Here is a 19173-nt window from a genome sequence, read left to right on the forward strand (position 1 = left end):
CCGGGCAATCAGCTCTTGTGGCTTCCATCCGCGCAGAACGAAACCCGGATGTTGCAATCCGACGGGCTGCGGCCTTCCTTGCGGCAGCGCGCTGCCGCAGCATCGATGGCTTGACCGAGCGTAGGGCCTTCGGCTGTGAAAGCGCCCCAGTAACGGGTCCGGCGGATACGTGTGGTGTAGAACGACATCGCGCCGCATTTGGTCGTGGATGAGACCTTGCAACCGCGCCCGCCGTTGTTGACGCACAGGGTCAGCGCGCGCGCCTCGGCCTCATCCCGCGTTGCCTTCTGCCACACGGCGCCCCAGGCGCCGCGCGCGGCAAACCCGATGGCGGCCCATTGTTCGCCGGGAGGCTGGTTGGCTTTCTGTCTCAGGGCGTCCAGCCGTATCCTGGCAAGGGCGGCGAATGTGCCATTCGGATATTTATCGAGGTAGGCTGAGATTTCAGCGGGATTTTTTGAGTCTTTCACCGAGTTCCAGAAGGTGATCTCAACGCTGGTGTCCGCCTGTGCCGTCGCCGCGCCTGGTTGCACCAACAAGGCAACTGCAAGCGCCAGCGCACGACAGATCTTCGGTAGCATCGTTCAGCCTGTCCCCGGATTCGGCGCGCAGACTAAAAGTCCGCCTTGGCCTTGTCGAGCGGGCAGGCTGGGGCCAGTGGAAAACCACATTTGCCATCGGCATTACGCGACAAACTTAATGTCCGCGGTGCTGGAGGATTTGACCTGCGCGTTATGACGTCGACCGCTTCGTCTTTTTTGCCTTCTTTGTTTTCCGGGCTTTTGACGCAGACTTCTTTGCCGGCACCTTCTTTCCTTCCTTGCGGGCTTCGGAAAGGCCGATCGCGATGGCTTGCTTCCGGCTCTTGACCGTTTTGCCGGATCCGCCGCTCTTTAGCGTACCCTTCTTTCGCTTGTGCATCGCACGCGCGACTTTCTTTGCTGCACCTTTCGAGTATTTCCGCGCCATCGTTGTCTCCGCAATGGATTGCTGCATACGAATAAGCGCCGAGAACGATGTTATGTTCCCGCAGCAACACGCGGCCCATGCGGGCAGGGAATTCGGATTGCCAGGGACTAGCGGCTGTTCGCCGCGGTAACGATCCAGATCGAGCCGCCGAGAGGGACCGTGTCGCCCTTCTGGTGCGCGGCAAGCATTGTGCGAATCGCCTGCGTGGCCGCTTCGATCTTGTCCGGCGGCTGGTTGTCGAGCGCGCGACTGGCGGGACCGATCGCAAGGACAGTCTCGATGGCCGCTTCGAGGCCGCGGCCTGTCGCGATGTCGAGCGACAGATCGGCTCGCTCCATTTTGATATCCGAGAAACCTGCGTCGCCAAGGATGCCGCGGACCCGTTCCTCGCTCGCGAACGAGAACGGGCCCGGATCGTCCGGCTTCACCTCGGGAAGTTTCGGCACGAATTTGTAAGCCTCCTGCAGGCCGAGCATCATCCATGGATTGTCGCGCGGTGTCCGCCAGCAGGCGAAGGCGAGGCGACCGCCCGGCCGCAAAGCTTTGCGCATGTTTGCAAAAGAGTCCGTGGGCTGTGCAAAGAACATCACGCCGAAGCGGGAGAACAGCATGTCCGCGCTTTCCGGCGCAAAAGGATACACTGTGGCGTCCGCCAGCACGAACTCGACCGGCGCATTCGCCGGCGCAAGCTCTCGGGCCCGGCCCAGCATCGGCTCGGAAATGTCGATACCGGTCACGCGGCCGGTGGCTCCTACCTGTTTCAGGAGATCAAAGGAGGTGGCACCGCAGCCGCAACCGACGTCGATGATGGCTTCGCCAGCCTTGACGGTCGCACGTTCGATCAGGATTTTGGAGACCGGCGCAAGCACAACGTCCTGGAGCTGCTGCCGGTCGGTCCAGTGCCGGCCACCTGGACCATTCCAGTAGGCGATCTGATCGGCATTGCGGTGGTCGATAGCAGGTTGGGTCATGGGGCGCTCCGATGATGCGGATTGTTCTAGGCCAGTCTGGCTGCCCTGAACAGGGAAGCCCACCCATGCATCATCGAAGCGCCGATGAACGTTCGCTTCCGGTTTTGAAGCGATTTCTCAGCCGCCCTTGAACAGGATTTTGCCCGCGCCTTTGGCGGCGTGGGAAATCGCGGCCTTGGACTCACTGAGGGGGTAGGTTGCCTCCACCGGTGTGTAGATTGTTCCATCCGCGATCCAGCTCGCCACCTGCTTCTGAACCTCCAAAGCGCGTTCCGGCGAGTTTTTGTTAAACCAGTTCAACAGCCAGAATCCCTTGAGCGTCAGGTCGCGGAAAATATTCGGAGCCGTGAAGAAGGGGCCGGGTCCGCCGCTCATCACGCCGTAGGCGACAAGCGTGCCGCCATTGGCGAGACAATCGTTCAGCGGCATCAGGCCAGGTCCGCCGACGCTGTCGAGCGCGAGCATGATCTTGGCCTTGTCGGTCGCTTCCCTGACACGCTTGGCCAGATCCGGACCCTCGACCAGCACCACATCGGCGCCAAGCTTCTTGAGTTCTTCAATCAGTTCGGGGCGGCGTACGACGCTGACGGTATGAATGCCCATCTTCTTTGCGATGGCGATGACGGCGCGTCCGACGGCCGAATTTCCCGCGCTCTGGATCACCCAGTCACCTTTCTTGAGGGCGACATACTCGGTCAGCATGAGATACGCCGTCGGCGGATTGACCATCAGCATCGAAAGCTGCTGCGGGTCTGCGTTCGCCGGCAATGCAAAGAGACCGTCGGCCTTGACCTTGGCGCGTGTGAGCCAGGTCGACGCGCCCCGCGGAAACAGAACACGATCGCCTTCCTTGATTCCGGTCACGCCGGAGCCGATCTTGGCGACGCGGGCGACGCCTTCGGCGCCAACCGGTGCCGGCAAGTTCGGTTTCACGCCATACATCCCACGCATCAGCACGAGATCGGACGGGTTGATCGGAGAAAATTCCATGTCGACGACGATTTCGCCGGCACCCGGTGCTCCGGGATCGGGGAGGCTGACAGTCTCGACAACTTCCCATGGCTTGCCGAAAGCGTTGATCTGAACGTTGTGCATGATGACCTCCCATGATCGCCGCTTGGCGGCCCGGTGCGAAATGTTATAAATAGTCCGATATTGCAACTAGTCTCGATTAACAACTAAATGAAGGAAATGACTGGTATGCGAGAGCCTTCTTTCAGCCGGTTGAACTGCTCGATCGCCCGTTCGCTCGCCGTGCTCGGCGACGCGTGGTCGCTTTTGATCCTGCGGGATGCGCTGGCGGGCGTCCGCACATTCGAAGGATTTACGAGCGGTCTTGGCATTGCAAGGAATACGCTCACGGATCGGCTCCGGCACCTCGTGGAAGAGGGAATGCTAACCCAGATGGATGTCGGCAAGCGCGGAACGCGCTTTGAATACGTTCCGACAGTAAAGGCGAAGGAACTTCAGGTCGCGCTGATGGCCATCATGCAATGGGGCGACCGCTGGGTGTCGGGGCGCGGCAACGAACCGGCCGTCGCGTTCGACCGCGTCAGCGAGTCGGCGGTTGCACCACTGGTCTTGCGCTCCACATCAGGACGCACTGTTTCTTCGGACGAACTGATGTACAAGCCCGGGCGCGGTGCGACGCCGGTGACGCGAGACTATCTCACCGCGAAGAACAAGCGGCTGACACGCAAGCCAGTTTAGCTTTCCGCGTCAGGTCGCGCCTTACCAGGCGCGGAACAGAACGCTTGCGTTGACGCCGCCGAAGCCGAATCCATTCGACAGTACGTGCTCCATGGCCATCGGCCGTGCGGCGCCACGAACGAGATCGACACCTTCAGCTGCGGCATCCGGATGATCGAGATTGAGGGTCGCGGGAGCGATCTGATCGCGCAGCGCCAGCACCGAGAAGATCGCCTCGAGGCCGCCGGCTGCACCGAGCAGGTGACCCGTTGCAGATTTCGTGGAGGAGACCGCGACCCGGCCTTCGGTCCCGAATACGGCTTTGATCGCCGCGAGCTCGCCGTTGTCGCCGACAGGTGTCGAGGTCGCATGCGCGTTGAGATGCTGAACCTCGATCGGCGAAATCCCTGCTTGCCGAAGGGCAATCTCGATCGAACGCCGCGCGCCGTCCCCGTCTTCCGGACCGGCGGTCATGTGATAGGCGTCGGACGTGGTGCCGTAGCCGACGAGTTCGGCGATCGGCGTTGCCCCGCGGCTCAGCGCGTGGTCGAGTGTTTCGATGACTAGGATACCCGCGCCTTCGCCCATCACGAAGCCGTCGCGGTCGCGGTCGAATGGGCGCGATGCGCGCTGCGGATCGTCGTTGAAATTGGTCGAGAGCGCGCGTGCGGCGGCGAAGCCGCCGAGGCTGACGCGATCGATACAGGCTTCCGCGCCGCCGGCGATTGCGACATCCGCTTCACCCGCAAGAAGAAGGCGGGCGGCATCGCCGATGGCTTGAACGCCGGCTGCGCATGCGGTCACGGGTGCACCAAGTGCTCCCTTGAAGCCATGCTTGATGGAAACCTGTCCCGCCGCGAGATTCACCAGGAATGACGGCACGGTGAACGGCGAGAGGCGGCGCACGCCGCGTTCGTCGGCGGTGCGGACCGCATCGACAATGGCGGGAAATCCGCCGACCCCTGAGCCAATAATGGTCGCGGTGCGCTCGCGGGACCGCGCATCTTCCGGCTTCCATCCGGCCTGTGCGATCGCTTCGTCCGCCGCCATCATGGCGAACTGGATGAAGCGGTCCATCTTCTTCTGATCTTTCTTCGGGATTGCGCGATCAGGATCGAATCCGAATTCCGGATCTTCGACGATGTCGGGGACGATGCCGCAGGCTTTCACCGGCAGGTCAGCCGCGACATTATCGGACAGTGCGCGGATGCCGGACTGCCCGGCAATCAGCCGCGACCAGTTGGCCTCTACGCCGGCGCCAAGCGGGGACACTGCACCCATTCCAGTGACGACGATGCGTCGTATCGCGCTGTTTCGTTTCACGATCTCACCACAGGTTGCTTGCACAGGAACAACGCAGCCCGCTTGTCGGGTGTGCGGCACATGGCACCGGCGGAAATCCAGCCGATGCACTACAAGTTTGCGCGGCGCGCGATCAGTTGAGCTTGCGCTCGACTGCGATGGCGGTCGCTTCGCCGCCGCCAATGCACAGCGAAGCGATGCCGCGCTTGACGTTGTTCTTTTCCATCGCATGCAGCAGGGTCACGATCAGCCGTGCACCGGTTGCGCCGATGGGATGGCCGAGCGCGCATGCGCCGCCATTGACGTTGAGCTTGTCGCGCGGAATTCCCAGATCGCGTGCGGCCGCCATCGGCACCACGGCGAAGGCTTCATTGATCTCGTAGAGATCGACGTCGCTTGCGGTCCAGCCGATCTTTTCGAGGAGCTTGCGGATCGCCGGAATAGGAGCGGTGGTGAACCAGTCGGGTGCCTGGCTGTGAGTCGAATGGCCCTTGATCTCGGCAAGGATCGGCAGGCCTTCCTTCTCGGCGATCGAGCGGCGCGTCAGAACCAGCGCTGCTGCGCCGTCGGCATTGGCCGAGGAGGCCGCTGGCGTAATGGTGCCGTTGGGGCGGAATGCCGGTTTCAGATTCGGAATTTTAGCCGGATCGACCTTCAACGGATGTTCGTCGTTCTCGACGACGCGAACGCCGGCTTTCTCTTTCACGGAGATAGGCGCGATCTCCTTCTTGAACGCTCCGCTCTCGACGGCATTGCGTGCGCGGGTCAGCGTCTCCATTGCATATTCGTCCTGATCCTTGCGGCTGAACTGATAGGCTTCCGCGGCGGCTTCGCCGAAATCGCCCATCGAGCGGCCGGTCTCGTAGGCGTCCTCAAGACCATCCATCATCATGTGGTCGATGATGCGGTCGTGGCCGACGCGATAACCGCCACGCGCCTTTTGAAGCAGATACGGTGCATTGGTCATGCTCTCCATGCCGCCGGAGATCACGATGTCTGCGGAGCCTGCGCTGATGATGTCGTGGGCGAGCATGGTGGCCTTCATGCCCGAACCGCACACCTTGTTGACGGTGGTGGCTCCGGTGGCATCAGGCAGCTTTGCGCCGCGTGCCGCCTGGCGGGCGGGGGCCTGCCCTTGTCCGGCGGGCAGAACGCAGCCCATGAAAACTTCGTCGATTCGCTCGGGTGAAAGTTTTGCGCGCTCGAGCGCCGCGCCGATGGCGTGTGAGCCAAGATTGTGCGCGCTGAACGAAGACAGGTCGCCCTGAAAGCGGCCAAGGGGAGTGCGGACAGCGGATACGATGACAACGGGATCGGACGTAGACATGCAACTCTCCTGGTTCGCGCACGGAGCAGCGCCGTGTTAGATGACATGCATCATATGAAAAGATGCGGAAATAGCAATCCGCGTGATGACAATAAAAGCATGAATCATATGCGGACAAGCAGCCCGACGTTTAAAACATGCCGTGGCATGCCACAGGCATGAGATATTTTCGTGCGACGGATGAATTATTTTCGTCTGTCGAGAAAGGCCTGCATGTGGCGCTGGGGTTCGCCGGTGAGGAACGACTTTCCGAAGACACCGACACTCAGATTGACGGATTCGGTGAGGGGGAGTTCCTCCCACTGTTTCAGCAAAGCCTTCTGGCTTCGCATGGCTTCCGGTCCGCATTCCGCAATCGCTGAGGCTGTTGCTGCGATCGCTGCGTCGAGATCGGTCTCGGCCACGACCTGATCGACCAGGCCCCAGTTGAGTGCCGTCGGCGCATCGATGGTCGCCGCAGTCAGGATCAGCCAGCGCGCGCGTCCCCAGCCGATCAATCGCGGCAGCAATGCCGCATGGATGACGGAGGGGATGCCGACCTTGACCTCGGGCATGGCGAACTTTGCGTCCTGCGAAGCGATGCGCAGATCGCACGCTGCGGCAAATTCGAGTCCGCCGCCGAGGCAAAATCCACGCAAACGCGCGATGACCGGTGCGGGAAATTGCCGAACCGCTTCGCACAGGTCCCGCAGGCCGGTGATGAACTTTTCAGCCGAGGCCTGATCGAGCGTGGCCATCTCCTTGATGTCCGCTCCGCCGATCATGCTTTTCTCGCCGGAGCCTCGCACCACCAGCACGCGGATGCTGGTGTCTGTGGCGAGAAGCTCGAGTCCCTCGCGAACGCTGCGAATGACGGCCGAGTTCATGATGTTCAGCGGACCCGCATTGCAGATTGTCAATTGTGCGATGCCGTTGTCGCCGCGTGCGACGGTGCAGTGGTCATTGATTGTTTGCATTTTTGGGGAGCCTGACATTTGCGCAGTGCAGCGGGTAGATGCGAATGGTGCGCGATCTCCTTCCTGCCGTCAAATCCGCGCATGGCAGCTATTTTACAGTGCGAAATGAGCGCTTCTGGCTCAGGAATGTGTTATTATATGATCCGGGACATTTGATGAGGCGACGATGCGCTATTCGAAAGATCACAAGGCTGAGACCCACGCCCGGATTGTGAAGAACGCGTCCGTGAGGCTGCGCGAGCGTGGGGCCGCGAGCCTCGGTGTTGCGGAACTGATGAAGGAATCCGGTCTCACCCACGGCGGGTTCTACGCTCACTTTCCGTCTCGCGACGCCCTGATCAGTGAAGCTTTTGCGTATGCGATGCAGCAGACCACCGGGCGGTGGCGCAAGCGCGCGGAGCGGGAGACCGACGGCAGCCGTCTCGCTGCGATCGTGAATGGCTATCTTACAGCCGAGCATCGCGACGACGTTGGCAACGGTTGCGCGTTGCCGTCGCTCGGCACGGAGGTATCTCGTGCCAATCCCAAGACACGCAAGGCTTTTGCCAGCAAAGTCGAAGACATGATTTCGATGGTGGTCGAGCAATTGCCGGAACTGCCGCCGAAGACAGCCCGCCGCGAAGCCATCGGCGTCATCTCGACCATGATGGGGGCGATGATTCTGGCGCGTGCCGCGGGTACGAGTGAGTTCTCCGACGAAATCCTCAGCGCTGGTCGCCAGGCGGCCCTGCGATCCGAGAATGCAGCGAAACCGGGCGCGAAGAAGCCCAAAGCGGCGAAAACCGAGAACTGAGCTACCCGGTCTCTTTGCATTGCGCGCCACCGTGCTGTGCGCAGAACCCGGTTCCTAACCCCGTATTCGCGATGCTAAAAGCCTCCAAACACACGCTTTTGGAGGATACGCATGCGCACGATCGGTCATTTTATTGGAGGGCGCGAGGTCAAGGGCACGTCGGGGCGTTTTGCGGACGTGTTCGAGCCGATGACGGGCGAGGTGCAGGCGCAGGTTGCGCTGGCGACCAAGGCGGAAGTCCGCTCTGCGGTCGAGAATGCGAAGGCCGCGCAGGAAGCGTGGGCCAACACCAACCCGCAGCGCCGCGCGCGGGTAATGATGAAGTTCCTCGAACTGGTGCAGCGCGACTACGACAAGCTGGCGGAACTTCTGGCGCGCGAGCACGGCAAGACGGTGCCCGACGCAAAGGGCGACATCCAGCGCGGGCTGGAAGTGGTGGAGTTCGCCTGCGGCATTCCGCACCTGATGAAGGGCGAGTACACCGAAGGCGCCGGCCCCGGCATCGACATCTATTCGATGCGCCAGGCGCTCGGCGTGGTGGCCGGCATCACCCCGTTCAACTTCCCGGCAATGATCCCGATGTGGAAATTCGCCCCGGCGATCGCCTGCGGCAACGCCTTCATCCTGAAACCCTCGGAGCGCGATCCGGGGGTGCCGATGGCGCTGGCGGCGCTGATGATGGAGGCGGGACTGCCCGCCGGCATTCTCAATGTGGTCAACGGCGACAAGGAAGCGGTGGACGCGATCCTCGACGATCCGGACATCAAGGCCGTCGGCTTCGTCGGCTCCTCGCCGATCGCGCAGTATATCTATGAGCGTGCCGCGCAGACCAACAAGCGGGCGCAGTGCTTCGGCGGCGCCAAGAACCACGCCATCATCATGCCGGATGCCGACATGGACCAGACCGTCGATGCGCTGATCGGCGCAGGCTACGGTTCAGCGGGCGAACGCTGCATGGCGATCTCGGTGGCGGTGCCGGTGGGCAAGACCACCGCGGACCGGCTGATGGAGAAGCTGATCCCGCGGGTCGAGAGCCTGAAGATCGGTCCTTCGACCGATCCAAGCGCCGACTTCGGCCCGCTGGTGACCAAAGCTGCGCTGGATCGCGTCAAGGATTACGTCGAGATCGGTATCCAGGAAGGCGCCAAGCTTGCGGTCGATGGCCGCGGCTTCAAGATGCAGGGCTACGAGAAGGGCTTCTACATGGGCGGCTGTCTGTTCGACAACGTCACGAAGGATATGCGGATCTACAAGGAAGAAATCTTCGGCCCCGTTCTGTCGGTGGTGCGCGCCCACGACTACAGCGAGGCGCTGGCGCTGCCGTCGGATCACGACTACGGCAACGGCGTTGCGATCTTCACCCGCGACGGCGACGCGGCGCGCGACTTCGCGGCCAAGGTCAATGTCGGCATGGTGGGCATCAACGTGCCGATCCCGGTGCCGATTGCCTACTACACGTTCGGCGGCTGGAAGAAGTCCGGGTTCGGCGATCTCAACCAGCACGGACCGGACTCGATCCGCTTCTACACCAAGACCAAGACCGTCACCTCGCGCTGGCCATCCGGCGTCAAGGACGGCGCTGAGTTCACCATCCCAACGATGAACTAAATCCAGCAAGCGAGCGCGCCATGCAATTCGCCCTGACCGAGGATCAAATCGCGGTTCGCGACATGGCGCGCGAGTTTGCCGCCGAGAAAATCGCTCCCTTCGCGCAAAAGTGGGACGAGGAAAAGTTTTTTCCCGTCGACGTGATGCGCGAGGCGGCAGCGCTCGGCATGGGCGGCATCTATATCCGTGACGATGTGGGAGGCTCGGCGCTGACGCGGTTCGACGCGGCGCTGATCTTCGAGGCGCTCGCGACCGGGTGCCCGACGGTGTCGTCATTCATTTCGATCCACAACATGGCATCGTGGATGATCGATGCCTATGGCTCGGACACGCAGCGTCAGAAATGGCTGCCGCGTCTGTGCTCCATGGAACTGATCGCGAGCTACGCTCTGACCGAGCCGGGCGCAGGCTCGGATGCCGCCGCGCTTTCGACCCGCGCGGTGCGTGACGGCGATCACTACGTTCTCAACGGACAGAAGCAGTTCATTTCCGGCGCTGGAACCAGCGATATCTACGTCGCGATGGTTCGCACCGGCGGTGAAGGCGCACGTGGCGTTTCCACACTGGTGATCGATCGCGACACGCCGGGTGTCTCGTTCGGCGCGAACGAGCGCAAGATGGGCTGGAACGCGCAGCCGACCCGTGCGGTGATTTTCGAGAACGCCCGCGTGCCGGTCGCAAATCGCCTTGGCGAGGAGGGTATCGGCTTCAAGGTCGCAATGGCTGGTCTTGATGGCGGACGTCTCAACATTGCGGCGTGTTCGCTCGGCGGCGCGCAATCGGCGCTCGACAAGTCGCTCGCCTACACGAAAGAGCGCAGAGCCTTCGGCCAGCGCCTCGATGAATTCCAGGCCTTGCAGTTTCGGCTCGCCGATATGGCGACCGAACTGGAAGCCGCGCGGACGTTCCTGTGGCGGGCCGCGGCGGCGCTCGATCGCAAGGACCCCGATGCGACCATGCTCTGTGCCATGGCCAAGCGCTTCGGGACCGATGCCGGTTTCGAGATTGCCAATCAGGCGCTGCAATTGCACGGCGGTTATGGCTATCTGGCGGAATATGGAATCGAGAAGATCGTCAGGGATCTGCGTGTGCACCAAATTCTCGAAGGAACCAATGAAATCATGCGCGTGATTGTCGCCCGCAAGCTGGTCGAGGGCGCGCGATGAGCGCGCACGCGGCGATGACGGAAACGCCCGAGAAAGACGTGATCATTTGCCGCGAGGGCGCGGCGGGAATTATCCGGCTCAATCGTCCCAAGACGATCAATGCACTGACGCTTGAGATGACGCGCGAGATTGTCACCGCGCTTGATGCGTTCGAGACGGACCCCGGTGTATCTCTGGTATTGCTCGAAGGTGCAGGCGAGCGCGGCCTTTGCGCAGGCGGCGACATTCGGGGCCTTTATGAAAGTGCGAAAGCGGGCGGCGATCTCGGGCCGGTGTTCTGGCGCGAGGAATACATCCTGAATGCGCGCATTCCCGATTTTCCGAAGCCCTATGTCGCCTACATGGATGGTCTCGTCATGGGCGGCGGCGTCGGTCTCTCGGCGCACAGCGCGCATCGGATCGTGACTGAAAAGACCAAAATGGCGATGCCCGAGGTCGGTCTCGGCTTCTTCCCGGATGTCGGCGGAACCTGGCTGCTGTCCCGCGCCCCTGGCGAGATCGGAACCTATTTCGCGCTGACGGGCCAGACGATGAGCGGTGCCGATGCGGTGTATGCCGGCGCCGCGGATGTGCTGATTGCCACGAATGAGTGGCCTGCGCTTCGGGATGCACTAACCAATGCTCCATTGCAGGCAAAAGATAACGATGTTCGCGTAATTCTGGCGCGTTTTGGCATTCAGGACGGTCAGGCTCCCATCGCGAAGCACCGTGACCTGATCGATCGCGCGTTCGCTCACGACACAGTCGAAGAGATCGTAACCGCGTTGAAAGGCGACGGCTCGGATTTCGCGCTCGCGGCGCTCAAGGCGCTTTCGGAGAAATCCCCGACAGCGCTCAAGGTGACGCTGGAACTGCTTCGCCGCGCGCGAAATTCCAAATCGCTCAAGGAGTGTCTGATCCGTGAGTACAATTCTGCGCTGGCGGTCTTCACCAGCGCGGAATTCGTGGAGGGCGTCCGCGCCGCGATCATTGACAAGGATCGCAATCCGAAATGGTCGCCTTCGCGGATCGAGGATGTGACGCCGGAGATTGTCGGGAAGTATTTCGCGCCGAATAGAAAGTATAAGCTGGTCTTTCCGGACTGACTGGTTCCAAAGCAGCAATAACGAGGGCAGGAAATGGCAAACATTGCATTCATCGGTCTCGGCAACATGGGCGGACCCATGGCGGCCAACCTCGTCAAGGCCGGGCACAAGGTGCAGGGCTTCGATCTCGCGCAGGCATCCAGAGATGCGGCGAAAGCGGACGGCGTCGGCATCGCCGCCAGCGCCGGTGAGGCCGTCAAGGACGCGCAGATCGTCATCACCATGCTGCCCGCGGGCAAGCATGTGCTGGGCGTTTGGAAAGAGATCATTCCATCAGTCGGCAAGAACACACTGATGATCGACTGCTCGACCATCGATGTGGAAAGCGCGCGGCTGGCGCACGCTCATGCAACAGAACACAACCTGCCATCGATCGACGCGCCGGTGTCCGGCGGCACCGGAGGTGCAAAGGGCGCGACACTGACGTTCATGTGCGGCGGGACCGCTGCTGCTTTCGCGGCCGCAAAGCCTGTCCTTGAGAACATGGGCAAGAAGGTCGTCCATTGCGGCGAGGCCGGTGCAGGGCAGGCGGCCAAGATCTGCAACAACATGATCCTCGGCATCTCGATGATCGGCGTTTCAGAGGCGTTTGCGCTCGGCGAGAAGCTCGGCCTGTCGCATCAGGCGTTGTTCGATGTGGCTTCGACGTCGTCGGGCCAGTGCTGGTCGCTGACGTCCTATTGCCCCGTGCCGGGGCCGGTTCCGGCTTCGCCCGCAAACAACGATTACAAGCCGGGCTTTGCCGCGGCGCTGATGCTGAAGGACCTGCGTTTGTCGCAGGAGGCTGCGAAGGCCGCGGGAGCTGCGACGCCGCTCGGCGCGCATGCCGAAAGTATTTATGATGCGTTCGAGAAGGCCGGCCATGGCGGCGTGGACTTTTCCGGCATCATCAAGCATGTGCGTGGACTGGCGAAATAGGATTCCTTGATGACGACATTCCAGGACGCGCGCGCTTTCCTGCTCAAACATCGCACCGATTACGACAAGGCCGTTGCGGATTTCCGCTGGCCGGATGAGAAGCAGTTCAATTGGGCGCTCGACTGGTTCGATGCCGGGCTGGCGTCCAGTCCCGAGAGCCGGGACCGCACGGCACTCTGGATCGTCGATGCGGCGAGCAGCACCGAGACGAAACTGTCGTTCGCGGAACTGTCGCGCCGCTCAAATCAGACCGCGAACTTTCTGCGTGATCTCGGCCTGAAGCGCGGCGACCACCTGCTGCTGTTGCTCGGCAACGTGGTCCCGCTGTGGGAGACCATGCTGGCTGCGATGAAGCTGGGTGTCATCGTCATCCCCGCGACCACATTGCTGACAGCGGATGAACTGCGTGATCGGCTTGATCGCGGCAAGGCAAAGGCCGTTGTTGCCACGCAGGATCAAGTGGCGAAATTCGAAGGGCTTGGCGGCGCGGATTTCACCAAGATTGTTGTCGCGGCGACAGCCGACCATGAGGGCTGGCGCAAGTTCGAAGACGCGGCGAACTATACGGAGACGTTCACGCCGGAGGGTGCGACGGGCGCGAACGATCCGATGCTGCTCTATTTCACCTCGGGCACCACCGCCAAGCCGAAGCTCGTGCTTCATAGCCACAGCAGCTATCCGGTGGGATCGCTATCCACGATGTACTGGCTCGGCCTTCAGCCGGGCGACATCCACCTCAACATTTCATCGCCGGGTTGGGCCAAGCATGCGTGGAGCTGTTTCTTCTCGCCGTGGAATGCCGGCGCGACCATCTTTATCGTCAATCAACCGCGCTTCGATGCGAAAGGGTTGCTCGCAACGGTTGCCCGCTGCGGTGTGACCACGTTGTGTGCGCCGCCGACGGTGTGGCGGCTGTTCATTCAGGAGCGGCTGGCGGACTACAAGGTCTCGGTGCGCGAGGTTTGCGGCGCTGGCGAGCCGCTCAATCCAGAAGTCATCGATCAGGTCAAGGCGGCGTGGGGCCTCACGATCCGAGACGGTTATGGCCAGACCGAGACCACCGCGCTTGCCGGCAATTCGCCGGGGCAGCCGGTGAAGATCGGATCGATGGGCCGGCCGATGCCGGGATATACGGTGCGTGTCGCGGACGCTGACGGCAATCCGGCGAAGGAAGGCGAGGTCTGCCTTGTGCTCGGCGCCAATCGTCCGGCGGGGCTGATGCTTGGCTATCAGGGCGAGGACGGCAAACCGAAAGGTGCAGATGGCGAGGTCTATCAGACCGGCGATGTGGTGTTTCTCGACGACGACGGATACCTGACCTTCGTCGGCCGCTCCGACGATGTGTTCAAGTCCTCCGATTACCGCATCAGCCCGTTCGAACTTGAAAGTGTGCTGCTGGAACATGACCTGGTTGCCGAGGCCGCGGTGGTGCCAACGCCGGATCCGATCCGTCTTGCGCTTCCGAAGGCTTACGTCTCTGTGGTGTCCGGTACTGCGATGTCCCGCGACACTGCCCTGTCGATCTTCCAGTATGTTCATTCGCGGCTGGCGCCATTTAAACGCATCCGCCGTATCGAACTGGTGACGGAGTTGCCGAAAACGATCTCGGGCAAGATTCGCCGCGTGCAACTGCGCCGCCTCGAGCATGACAACGACCGCAAGGATGCTTTGCGCGGCCAGGAATTCCGGGAGGAGGATTTTCCGGAATTGCAGAGCGGTCAGAGCGCGGCCCGATAACGCCCGGGCGGCTTTCCGTCCCGGCTCCATCTCATAACTTGTTTGAAACGGCGTTCATGGTCGCCCTCAGCGAGAGCGAATGCCGCTCATGCAACCGTGCTGGTCAGCAAATTTTGCTTGGCCGGACGGCTGATCTGTGGAATGTGCGAACGCAATTCGAATTTCAGCCGGGAGATGGTTCGTGGGCGCAGCGATGAATCTTGAAGACTACCTGAAGCTCGTGGGCACGGAGCTCGGTGTTTCGGAGTGGCATACCATCGATCAGAAACAGATCGACGCATTCGCCGATGCGACGGAGGATTTCCAGTTCATCCATATCGACCCGGAACGCGCAAAGCGTGAGACGCCGTTTGGCGGGACCATCGCGCACGGATTTCTCTCTCTGTCGGTGCTGCCGAAGCTCGCCTATGCAACCATGCCGACGCTGAATGGCGCGGCGATGTCGATCAATTACGGTTTCGACAAGATCCGGTTTCTCACGCCCGTCCGCGCCGGCAAGCGTGTGCGCGCGCGGTTCGTGCTGGCGGAGGCGACCATGAAGTCGCCGAAAGAACTGCTGGCACGCACCAACACGACGCTTGAAATCGAGGGTGAGCCCAAGCCTGCGCTGGTCGCGGACTGGCTCGGAATGCACTTCTTCGCATAACGCATTTCTTTCGCCAAACTTTAAGGGACGATCATGGCAATCAGATTCGACGGACGCGTTGCGGTAGTCACCGGCGCAGGTGCAGGCCTCGGACGCGCGCACGCGCTGGGATTGGCCAAGCTTGGCGCGAAGGTTGTCGTCAATGACATGGGTGCGGCCCGCGACGGCAGTGGCGGTTCGGTCAGCCCAGCTGAAGCGGTCGTCGAGGAAATCCGCAAGGCTGGCGGCGAGGCGATGGCGGACGGCGCAGACGTCTCGAACTTCGAGCAGGTCAAGGAGATGGTCGCACGCGCTGCGATGAAGTGGGGCGGCGTCGATCTCATGGTCGCCAACGCGGGCATCCTGCGCGATAAATCGTTCGGCAAGATGGAGCCGGAGGATTTCGCCAAGGTGATCGCCGTGCATCTGACCGGCACCTACAACTGCTGCAAGGCAGTGTGGGACGGGATGCGCGAGCGCAACTATGGCCGCATCGTTCTCACCACCTCGTCGTCGGGCCTGTTCGGCAATTTCGGTCAGGCGAACTACGCCGCAGCCAAGGCCGGCATGGTCGGTCTGATGAATGTGCTGGCCGAGGAAGGCCGCAAGACCAACATCAAGGTCAACACCATCTCGCCGACGGCGGCAACGCGCATGACCGAAGGCCTGATCGGGCCGGAAATCCTTGCTCTGATGAAGCCGGAATCGATTACGCCTGCGGTGCTTTATCTGCTGAGCGAAGACGCACCCACCCGCACCATCATGGGCGCTGGCGCAGGTTCTTTCGCAGTCATCAAGGTGGTCGAGACCGAAGGCCTCAACCTTCCGCAGGATCAGTGGACGCCGGATGCCATCGCCGCGAACTTCGCGAAGATCGGCGACATGTCCACCGCGCGTGATCTTGGCGGCGCGTTCTTCCAGACCTTCAAATATGTGGAGCAGGCCGCGAAGGCAGCCGGTATCAAGCTGCCGTCGATGGGCGGGTAAGCGTCTTGAATATCGCCGTCATCGGTGCCGGTCCTGCGGGGCTGATGGCGGCTGAAGTTTTGAGCGCAGGCGGTGCGCACGTCACCGTCTATGATCGCATGCCGTCGGTCGGCCGCAAGTTCCTGCTGGCCGGGCGCGGCGGCCTCAATCTCACCCACAGCGAACCGCTCGACGCGTTTCTCGGGCGCTATCGAGAAGCCGCCCCGCATCTGCGCGCGGCCATTGAAGCGTTTCCGCCTACGGCGCTCCGCGCATGGAGCGATACTCTCGGCCAGCCGACATTTGTGGGATCGAGCGGGCGGGTGTTTCCGCAAGCGATGAAAGCATCGCCGTTACTGCGCGCGTGGCTGCGGCGTCTCGATCAGTCCGGCGTGCAGTTGGCGCTTGGCCATCGCTGGACGGGATGGAGCGCGAATGGCGGGCTGCAGTTCGAGACCCCGGCAGGTCGGACGTCACTTGAGCCCGACGCGACGGTGATTGCGCTCGGCGGCGCAAGCTGGCCCAAGTTAGGCGCAGATGGTGGCTGGATCGATTCGTTCAAGGCGAAGGGCATTGAGATCGCGCCGCTGCGGTCTGCCAATTGCGGCTTCCGCGTTGGATGGTCGGATTTGTTTCGCGACCGCTTTGAGGGGCAGCCCCTGAAAGGCGTTGAATTGTCCTTTGGCGGAGAGACTGTGCGCGGCGAAGCGACGATTACACGCGACGGCATTGAAGGCGGCGCGATCTATGCGCTGTCGGCGCCGTTGCGCGATGCGGTGCTTGCGCATGGCGAGGTCGTGCTCCACGTCGCATTGCGGCCCGATCTTGCGAAACACGATCTGATCGCACGCGTCAGCGCGCCGCGGCAGAAGCAGTCGATGTCAACCTATCTGCGAAAGGCCGCAGGTCTTCCGCCGGTCGCCATTGGGTTGTTGCAGGAGGCAGCGATTGCGGGCGGACTGAACCTGTCGGCGATGGATTCCGAAGCGCTGGCCGCCTTGATCGATGCTGTTCCCGTCAAGCTCACCGGCGTCGCACCGCTTGATCGCGCGATTTCAACCGCAGGCGGAATTGCCTTGAACGAGATCGATACGCAGTTCATGCTGCGAAAAATGCCCGGCGTCTTTGTCGCCGGCGAAATGCTGGACTGGGAAGCGCCGACCGGCGGCTATCTGTTGCAGGCGTGTTTCGCGACAGGCGCTGCTGCCGGACGAGGTGCGCTGAACTATCTGAAGCGCTAAACGCCGCTTTCGATTTCCTCGCGCAACATTTCAAGCTCCAGCCACTTTTCCTCGGCGGCGTCGAGTTCGCCGTGCGCCTTGGCGATCGCGGCGGACGCGGCATCGAATGCCTTGCGATCTTTCGTATAGAGCTCGGGATCGTCCAGCAGCTTCTGTTGCTTTGCGATCTCGGCTTGCAGCTTGGCCATCGTCTTCGGCAATGTTTCCAGCGCGTGCTTGTCATTGAAGCTGAGGCGGCGTTTCGATGACGTCGCCGGTGCGTTGGCAGCGCTTTTTGCGGATTTTGACGTTTCGGCGGCCACCGCCTTGATGTTCTTTTCCTGCAAGTCTGCGCCGCGCTGCGCCAGCATGTCGGAATAGCCGCCGGCATACTCGACCCATTTGCCGTTGCCTTCGGGCGCAATCACGGATGTCACCACGCGGTCGAGGAAATCGCGGTCATGGCTGACCAGAATGACGGTGCCCTGATAGTCGCTGAGCATTTCCTCCAGCACGTCGAGCGTCTCAAGATCGAGATCGTTGGTGGGTTCGTCCAGCACCAGAAAATTCGAAGGCTTTGCCAGCGCGCGGGCCAGCATCAGCCGTCCGCGCTCGCCGCCCGAAAGGACTTCGAGCGGGGTGCGCGCCTGCTCGCTGGCGAAAAGAAAGTCTTTCATATAGCCGATGACGTGCTTGGGCGTGCCATTGACCATGATGCTGTCACCGCGTCCGCCGGTCAGCGCATCGGCCAGCGTGGTTTTCGGATCGAGGCTTTCCCGATGCTGATCCAGCGTCGCCATCTCGATATTGGCGCCGAGGCGGATGGTGCCGGTGTCCGGCGCATCGCCGCCGGTCAGAAGCCCGACCAGCGTGGTCTTGCCTGCGCCGTTGGGGCCGATGATGCCGATACGATCGCCGCGCGTGACGCGGGTGGAGAAATCATCGACGATCTTGCGCTCGCCGTAGGACTTGCCGATGTGCCTGGCTTCGATCACCAGCTTGCCGGACGTTTCGGCTTCCGCAGCGGCGAGGTTCGCCTTGCCGGCGGTGCCGCGATAGTCGCGGCGCTGCTGCCGGAGTTCGAACAGGTTGCCAAGGCGCTTGACGTTGCGCTTTCGGCGTCCTGAGACGCCATAACGCAGCCAGTGTTCTTCCATGACAATCTTGCGATCCAGCTTGTGCTGGTCTCGCTCTTCTTCCGCCAGCACCTCGTCGCGCCATTCCTCGAATGCGCTGAATCCTTTCTCGATGCGGCGGGTCTGGCCCCGGTCAAGCCAGACGGTGGCGCGCGAAAGGTTTGAGAGGAAGCGCCGATCGTGGCTTATGATCACCAGCGCGCTGCGGCGGCTGGCGAGTTCGCCCTCTAACCACTCGATGGTGGTGAGGTCGAGGTGGTTGGTCGGCTCATCGAGCAGCAGGATGTCGGGCGAGGGCGCCAGCACGCGCGCCAGCGCCGCGCGGCGCGCTTCGCCGCCGGAGAGATTCGCCGGATCTTCCGTGCCGGTCAGACCCAGTTGCTCAAGGAGATACTGCGCCTGATAGTGGTCGTCGCCGGGATTCATCCCCGCTTCGACATAGGCCAGCGTGGTTTTGAAGCCGTCGAAGTCCGGCTCTTGCGGCAGATAGCGGATGGTCGCGCCGGGCTGCACGAACCGGCTGCCGCGATCGGCTTCCACAAGACCCGCGACGATCTTCAGCAGCGTCGATTTGCCCGAGCCGTTGCGGCCGATCAGGCAGACGCGCTCGCCGGCCGAGACGGCAAGCTCGACGCCGGACAGAAGCGGCGTTCCGCCGAAGGTCAGCGCGATGTCTTTCAACTGGATGAGGGGAGGCGCCATATC

At 62.1% G+C, this 19173-nt stretch carries 18 protein-coding genes; 10 read left to right on the plus strand and 8 right to left on the minus strand.

Annotation, left to right across the window (positions count from 1 at the left end):
- Nucleotides 1-8: 8 nt before the first annotated feature.
- The 4 genes from ACP7AL_RS23085 to ACP7AL_RS23100 all read right to left on the minus strand — a co-directional run bounded on the left by ACP7AL_RS23085 (nucleotide 9) and on the right by ACP7AL_RS23100 (nucleotide 3035).
- Nucleotides 9-581: a DUF4189 domain-containing protein gene (locus tag ACP7AL_RS23085; RefSeq protein WP_006020184.1), complete on the minus strand. Its 573-nt coding sequence runs from the start codon at nucleotides 579-581 to the stop codon at nucleotides 9-11.
- A gap of 151 nt (nucleotides 582-732) precedes the next feature.
- A complete protein-coding gene (locus ACP7AL_RS23090; RefSeq protein ID WP_425994653.1) occupies nucleotides 733-996 on the minus strand; it encodes a DUF6496 domain-containing protein in 264 nt (87 codons plus the stop codon).
- An 80-nt stretch (nucleotides 997-1076) separates the two neighbouring features.
- On the minus strand, nucleotides 1077-1940 hold the full coding sequence (locus tag ACP7AL_RS23095) for a class I SAM-dependent methyltransferase (protein ID WP_425994655.1): 864 nt from the start codon (nucleotides 1938-1940) through the stop codon (nucleotides 1077-1079).
- A gap of 117 nt (nucleotides 1941-2057) precedes the next feature.
- Entirely contained in the window at nucleotides 2058-3035 is a 978-nt protein-coding gene (locus tag ACP7AL_RS23100; protein WP_425994657.1) for a zinc-dependent alcohol dehydrogenase family protein, read from the minus strand.
- Nucleotides 3036-3140: 105 nt separating this feature from the next.
- Here ACP7AL_RS23100 and ACP7AL_RS23105 point away from each other — a divergent pair, with 105 nt between their 5' ends.
- A complete protein-coding gene (locus ACP7AL_RS23105) occupies nucleotides 3141-3650 on the plus strand; it encodes a winged helix-turn-helix transcriptional regulator (RefSeq protein WP_425994659.1) in 510 nt (169 codons plus the stop codon).
- 21 nt (nucleotides 3651-3671) lie between these two features.
- On the opposite strand, the gene fabF is transcribed toward ACP7AL_RS23105, so the two are convergent.
- The 3 genes from fabF to ACP7AL_RS23120 all read right to left on the minus strand — a co-directional run bounded on the left by fabF (nucleotide 3672) and on the right by ACP7AL_RS23120 (nucleotide 7214).
- Complete coding sequence (gene fabF, locus ACP7AL_RS23110; protein ID WP_024921319.1) at nucleotides 3672-4934, minus strand: beta-ketoacyl-ACP synthase II; 1263 nt, start codon at nucleotides 4932-4934, stop codon at nucleotides 3672-3674.
- Between the two features lie 130 nt (nucleotides 4935-5064).
- Nucleotides 5065-6258 (minus strand): acetyl-CoA C-acyltransferase, encoded by a 1194-nt coding sequence (locus ACP7AL_RS23115; RefSeq protein WP_006020190.1) that lies wholly within the window; start codon nucleotides 6256-6258, stop codon nucleotides 5065-5067.
- Between the two features lie 185 nt (nucleotides 6259-6443).
- Nucleotides 6444-7214 carry an enoyl-CoA hydratase gene (locus tag ACP7AL_RS23120; protein WP_024921320.1) on the minus strand — a complete coding sequence of 257 codons (771 nt, stop codon included), beginning with the start codon at nucleotides 7212-7214 and terminating at the stop codon, nucleotides 6444-6446.
- A gap of 166 nt (nucleotides 7215-7380) precedes the next feature.
- Here ACP7AL_RS23120 and ACP7AL_RS23125 point away from each other — a divergent pair, with 166 nt between their 5' ends.
- The 9 genes from ACP7AL_RS23125 (at nucleotide 7381) to ACP7AL_RS23165 (ending at nucleotide 17353) form a co-directional block, all read left to right on the plus strand.
- Complete coding sequence (locus tag ACP7AL_RS23125) at nucleotides 7381-8007, plus strand: TetR/AcrR family transcriptional regulator (RefSeq protein ID WP_006020192.1); 627 nt, start codon at nucleotides 7381-7383, stop codon at nucleotides 8005-8007.
- 111 nt (nucleotides 8008-8118) lie between these two features.
- The gene (locus ACP7AL_RS23130; RefSeq protein ID WP_425994662.1) at nucleotides 8119-9615 is read left to right on the plus strand and encodes a CoA-acylating methylmalonate-semialdehyde dehydrogenase; all 1497 of its coding nucleotides are present in this window, start codon (nucleotides 8119-8121) and stop codon (nucleotides 9613-9615) included.
- 20 nt (nucleotides 9616-9635) lie between these two features.
- Nucleotides 9636-10781 (plus strand): isobutyryl-CoA dehydrogenase, encoded by a 1146-nt coding sequence (locus tag ACP7AL_RS23135; protein WP_425994664.1) that lies wholly within the window; start codon nucleotides 9636-9638, stop codon nucleotides 10779-10781.
- Entirely contained in the window at nucleotides 10778-11866 is a 1089-nt protein-coding gene (locus ACP7AL_RS23140) for an enoyl-CoA hydratase/isomerase family protein (RefSeq protein ID WP_425994666.1), read from the plus strand. The genes ACP7AL_RS23135 and ACP7AL_RS23140 overlap by 4 nt, the downstream gene beginning before the upstream one ends.
- A 33-nt stretch (nucleotides 11867-11899) precedes the next feature.
- On the plus strand, nucleotides 11900-12784 hold the full coding sequence (gene mmsB / locus ACP7AL_RS23145; RefSeq protein WP_024921324.1) for a 3-hydroxyisobutyrate dehydrogenase: 885 nt from the start codon (nucleotides 11900-11902) through the stop codon (nucleotides 12782-12784).
- A 9-nt stretch (nucleotides 12785-12793) separates the two neighbouring features.
- Nucleotides 12794-14521 carry an AMP-binding protein gene (locus ACP7AL_RS23150; RefSeq protein ID WP_425994668.1) on the plus strand — a complete coding sequence of 576 codons (1728 nt, stop codon included), beginning with the start codon at nucleotides 12794-12796 and terminating at the stop codon, nucleotides 14519-14521.
- A gap of 181 nt (nucleotides 14522-14702) precedes the next feature.
- Entirely contained in the window at nucleotides 14703-15167 is a 465-nt protein-coding gene (locus ACP7AL_RS23155) for a MaoC family dehydratase (RefSeq protein WP_006020198.1), read from the plus strand.
- A gap of 33 nt (nucleotides 15168-15200) precedes the next feature.
- Entirely contained in the window at nucleotides 15201-16133 is a 933-nt protein-coding gene (locus ACP7AL_RS23160; RefSeq protein WP_024921326.1) for an SDR family NAD(P)-dependent oxidoreductase, read from the plus strand.
- Nucleotides 16134-16138: 5 nt separating this feature from the next.
- Entirely contained in the window at nucleotides 16139-17353 is a 1215-nt protein-coding gene (locus ACP7AL_RS23165) for an NAD(P)/FAD-dependent oxidoreductase (RefSeq protein ID WP_425994671.1), read from the plus strand.
- Here ACP7AL_RS23165 and ACP7AL_RS23170 read toward each other — a convergent pair.
- The gene (locus tag ACP7AL_RS23170; protein WP_425994673.1) at nucleotides 17350-19170 is read right to left on the minus strand and encodes an ABC-F family ATP-binding cassette domain-containing protein; all 1821 of its coding nucleotides are present in this window, start codon (nucleotides 19168-19170) and stop codon (nucleotides 17350-17352) included. The genes ACP7AL_RS23165 and ACP7AL_RS23170 overlap by 4 nt on opposite strands.
- Nucleotides 19171-19173: the final 3 nt, after the last annotated feature.

Source organism: Afipia sp. DC4300-2b1 (assembly GCF_049895725.1).
GTDB classification, from domain to species: domain Bacteria; phylum Pseudomonadota; class Alphaproteobacteria; order Rhizobiales; family Xanthobacteraceae; genus Afipia; species Afipia broomeae.

What these genes read in the sequence shown, in the direction of transcription:
- ACP7AL_RS23085 (WP_006020184.1), bottom strand. Translation starts at nt 581, where the DNA reads ATGCTACCGAAGATCTGTCGTGCGCTGGCGCTTGCAGTTGCCTTGTTG.
- ACP7AL_RS23090 (WP_425994653.1), bottom strand. Translation starts at nt 996, where the DNA reads ATGCAGCAATCCATTGCGGAGACAACGATGGCGCGGAAATACTCGAAA.
- ACP7AL_RS23095 (WP_425994655.1), bottom strand. Translation starts at nt 1,940, where the DNA reads ATGACCCAACCTGCTATCGACCACCGCAATGCCGATCAGATCGCCTAC.
- ACP7AL_RS23100 (WP_425994657.1), bottom strand. Translation starts at nt 3,035, where the DNA reads ATGCACAACGTTCAGATCAACGCTTTCGGCAAGCCATGGGAAGTTGTC.
- ACP7AL_RS23105 (WP_425994659.1), top strand. Translation starts at nt 3,141, where the DNA reads ATGCGAGAGCCTTCTTTCAGCCGGTTGAACTGCTCGATCGCCCGTTCG.
- ACP7AL_RS23115 (WP_006020190.1), bottom strand. Translation starts at nt 6,258, where the DNA reads ATGTCTACGTCCGATCCCGTTGTCATCGTATCCGCTGTCCGCACTCCC.
- ACP7AL_RS23120 (WP_024921320.1), bottom strand. Translation starts at nt 7,214, where the DNA reads ATGCAAACAATCAATGACCACTGCACCGTCGCACGCGGCGACAACGGC.
- ACP7AL_RS23125 (WP_006020192.1), top strand. Translation starts at nt 7,381, where the DNA reads ATGCGCTATTCGAAAGATCACAAGGCTGAGACCCACGCCCGGATTGTG.
- ACP7AL_RS23130 (WP_425994662.1), top strand. Translation starts at nt 8,119, where the DNA reads ATGCGCACGATCGGTCATTTTATTGGAGGGCGCGAGGTCAAGGGCACG.
- ACP7AL_RS23135 (WP_425994664.1), top strand. Translation starts at nt 9,636, where the DNA reads ATGCAATTCGCCCTGACCGAGGATCAAATCGCGGTTCGCGACATGGCG.
- ACP7AL_RS23140 (WP_425994666.1), top strand. Translation starts at nt 10,778, where the DNA reads ATGAGCGCGCACGCGGCGATGACGGAAACGCCCGAGAAAGACGTGATC.
- mmsB (WP_024921324.1), top strand. Translation starts at nt 11,900, where the DNA reads ATGGCAAACATTGCATTCATCGGTCTCGGCAACATGGGCGGACCCATG.
- ACP7AL_RS23150 (WP_425994668.1), top strand. Translation starts at nt 12,794, where the DNA reads ATGACGACATTCCAGGACGCGCGCGCTTTCCTGCTCAAACATCGCACC.
- ACP7AL_RS23160 (WP_024921326.1), top strand. Translation starts at nt 15,201, where the DNA reads ATGGCAATCAGATTCGACGGACGCGTTGCGGTAGTCACCGGCGCAGGT.
- ACP7AL_RS23170 (WP_425994673.1), bottom strand. Translation starts at nt 19,170, where the DNA reads ATGGCGCCTCCCCTCATCCAGTTGAAAGACATCGCGCTGACCTTCGGC.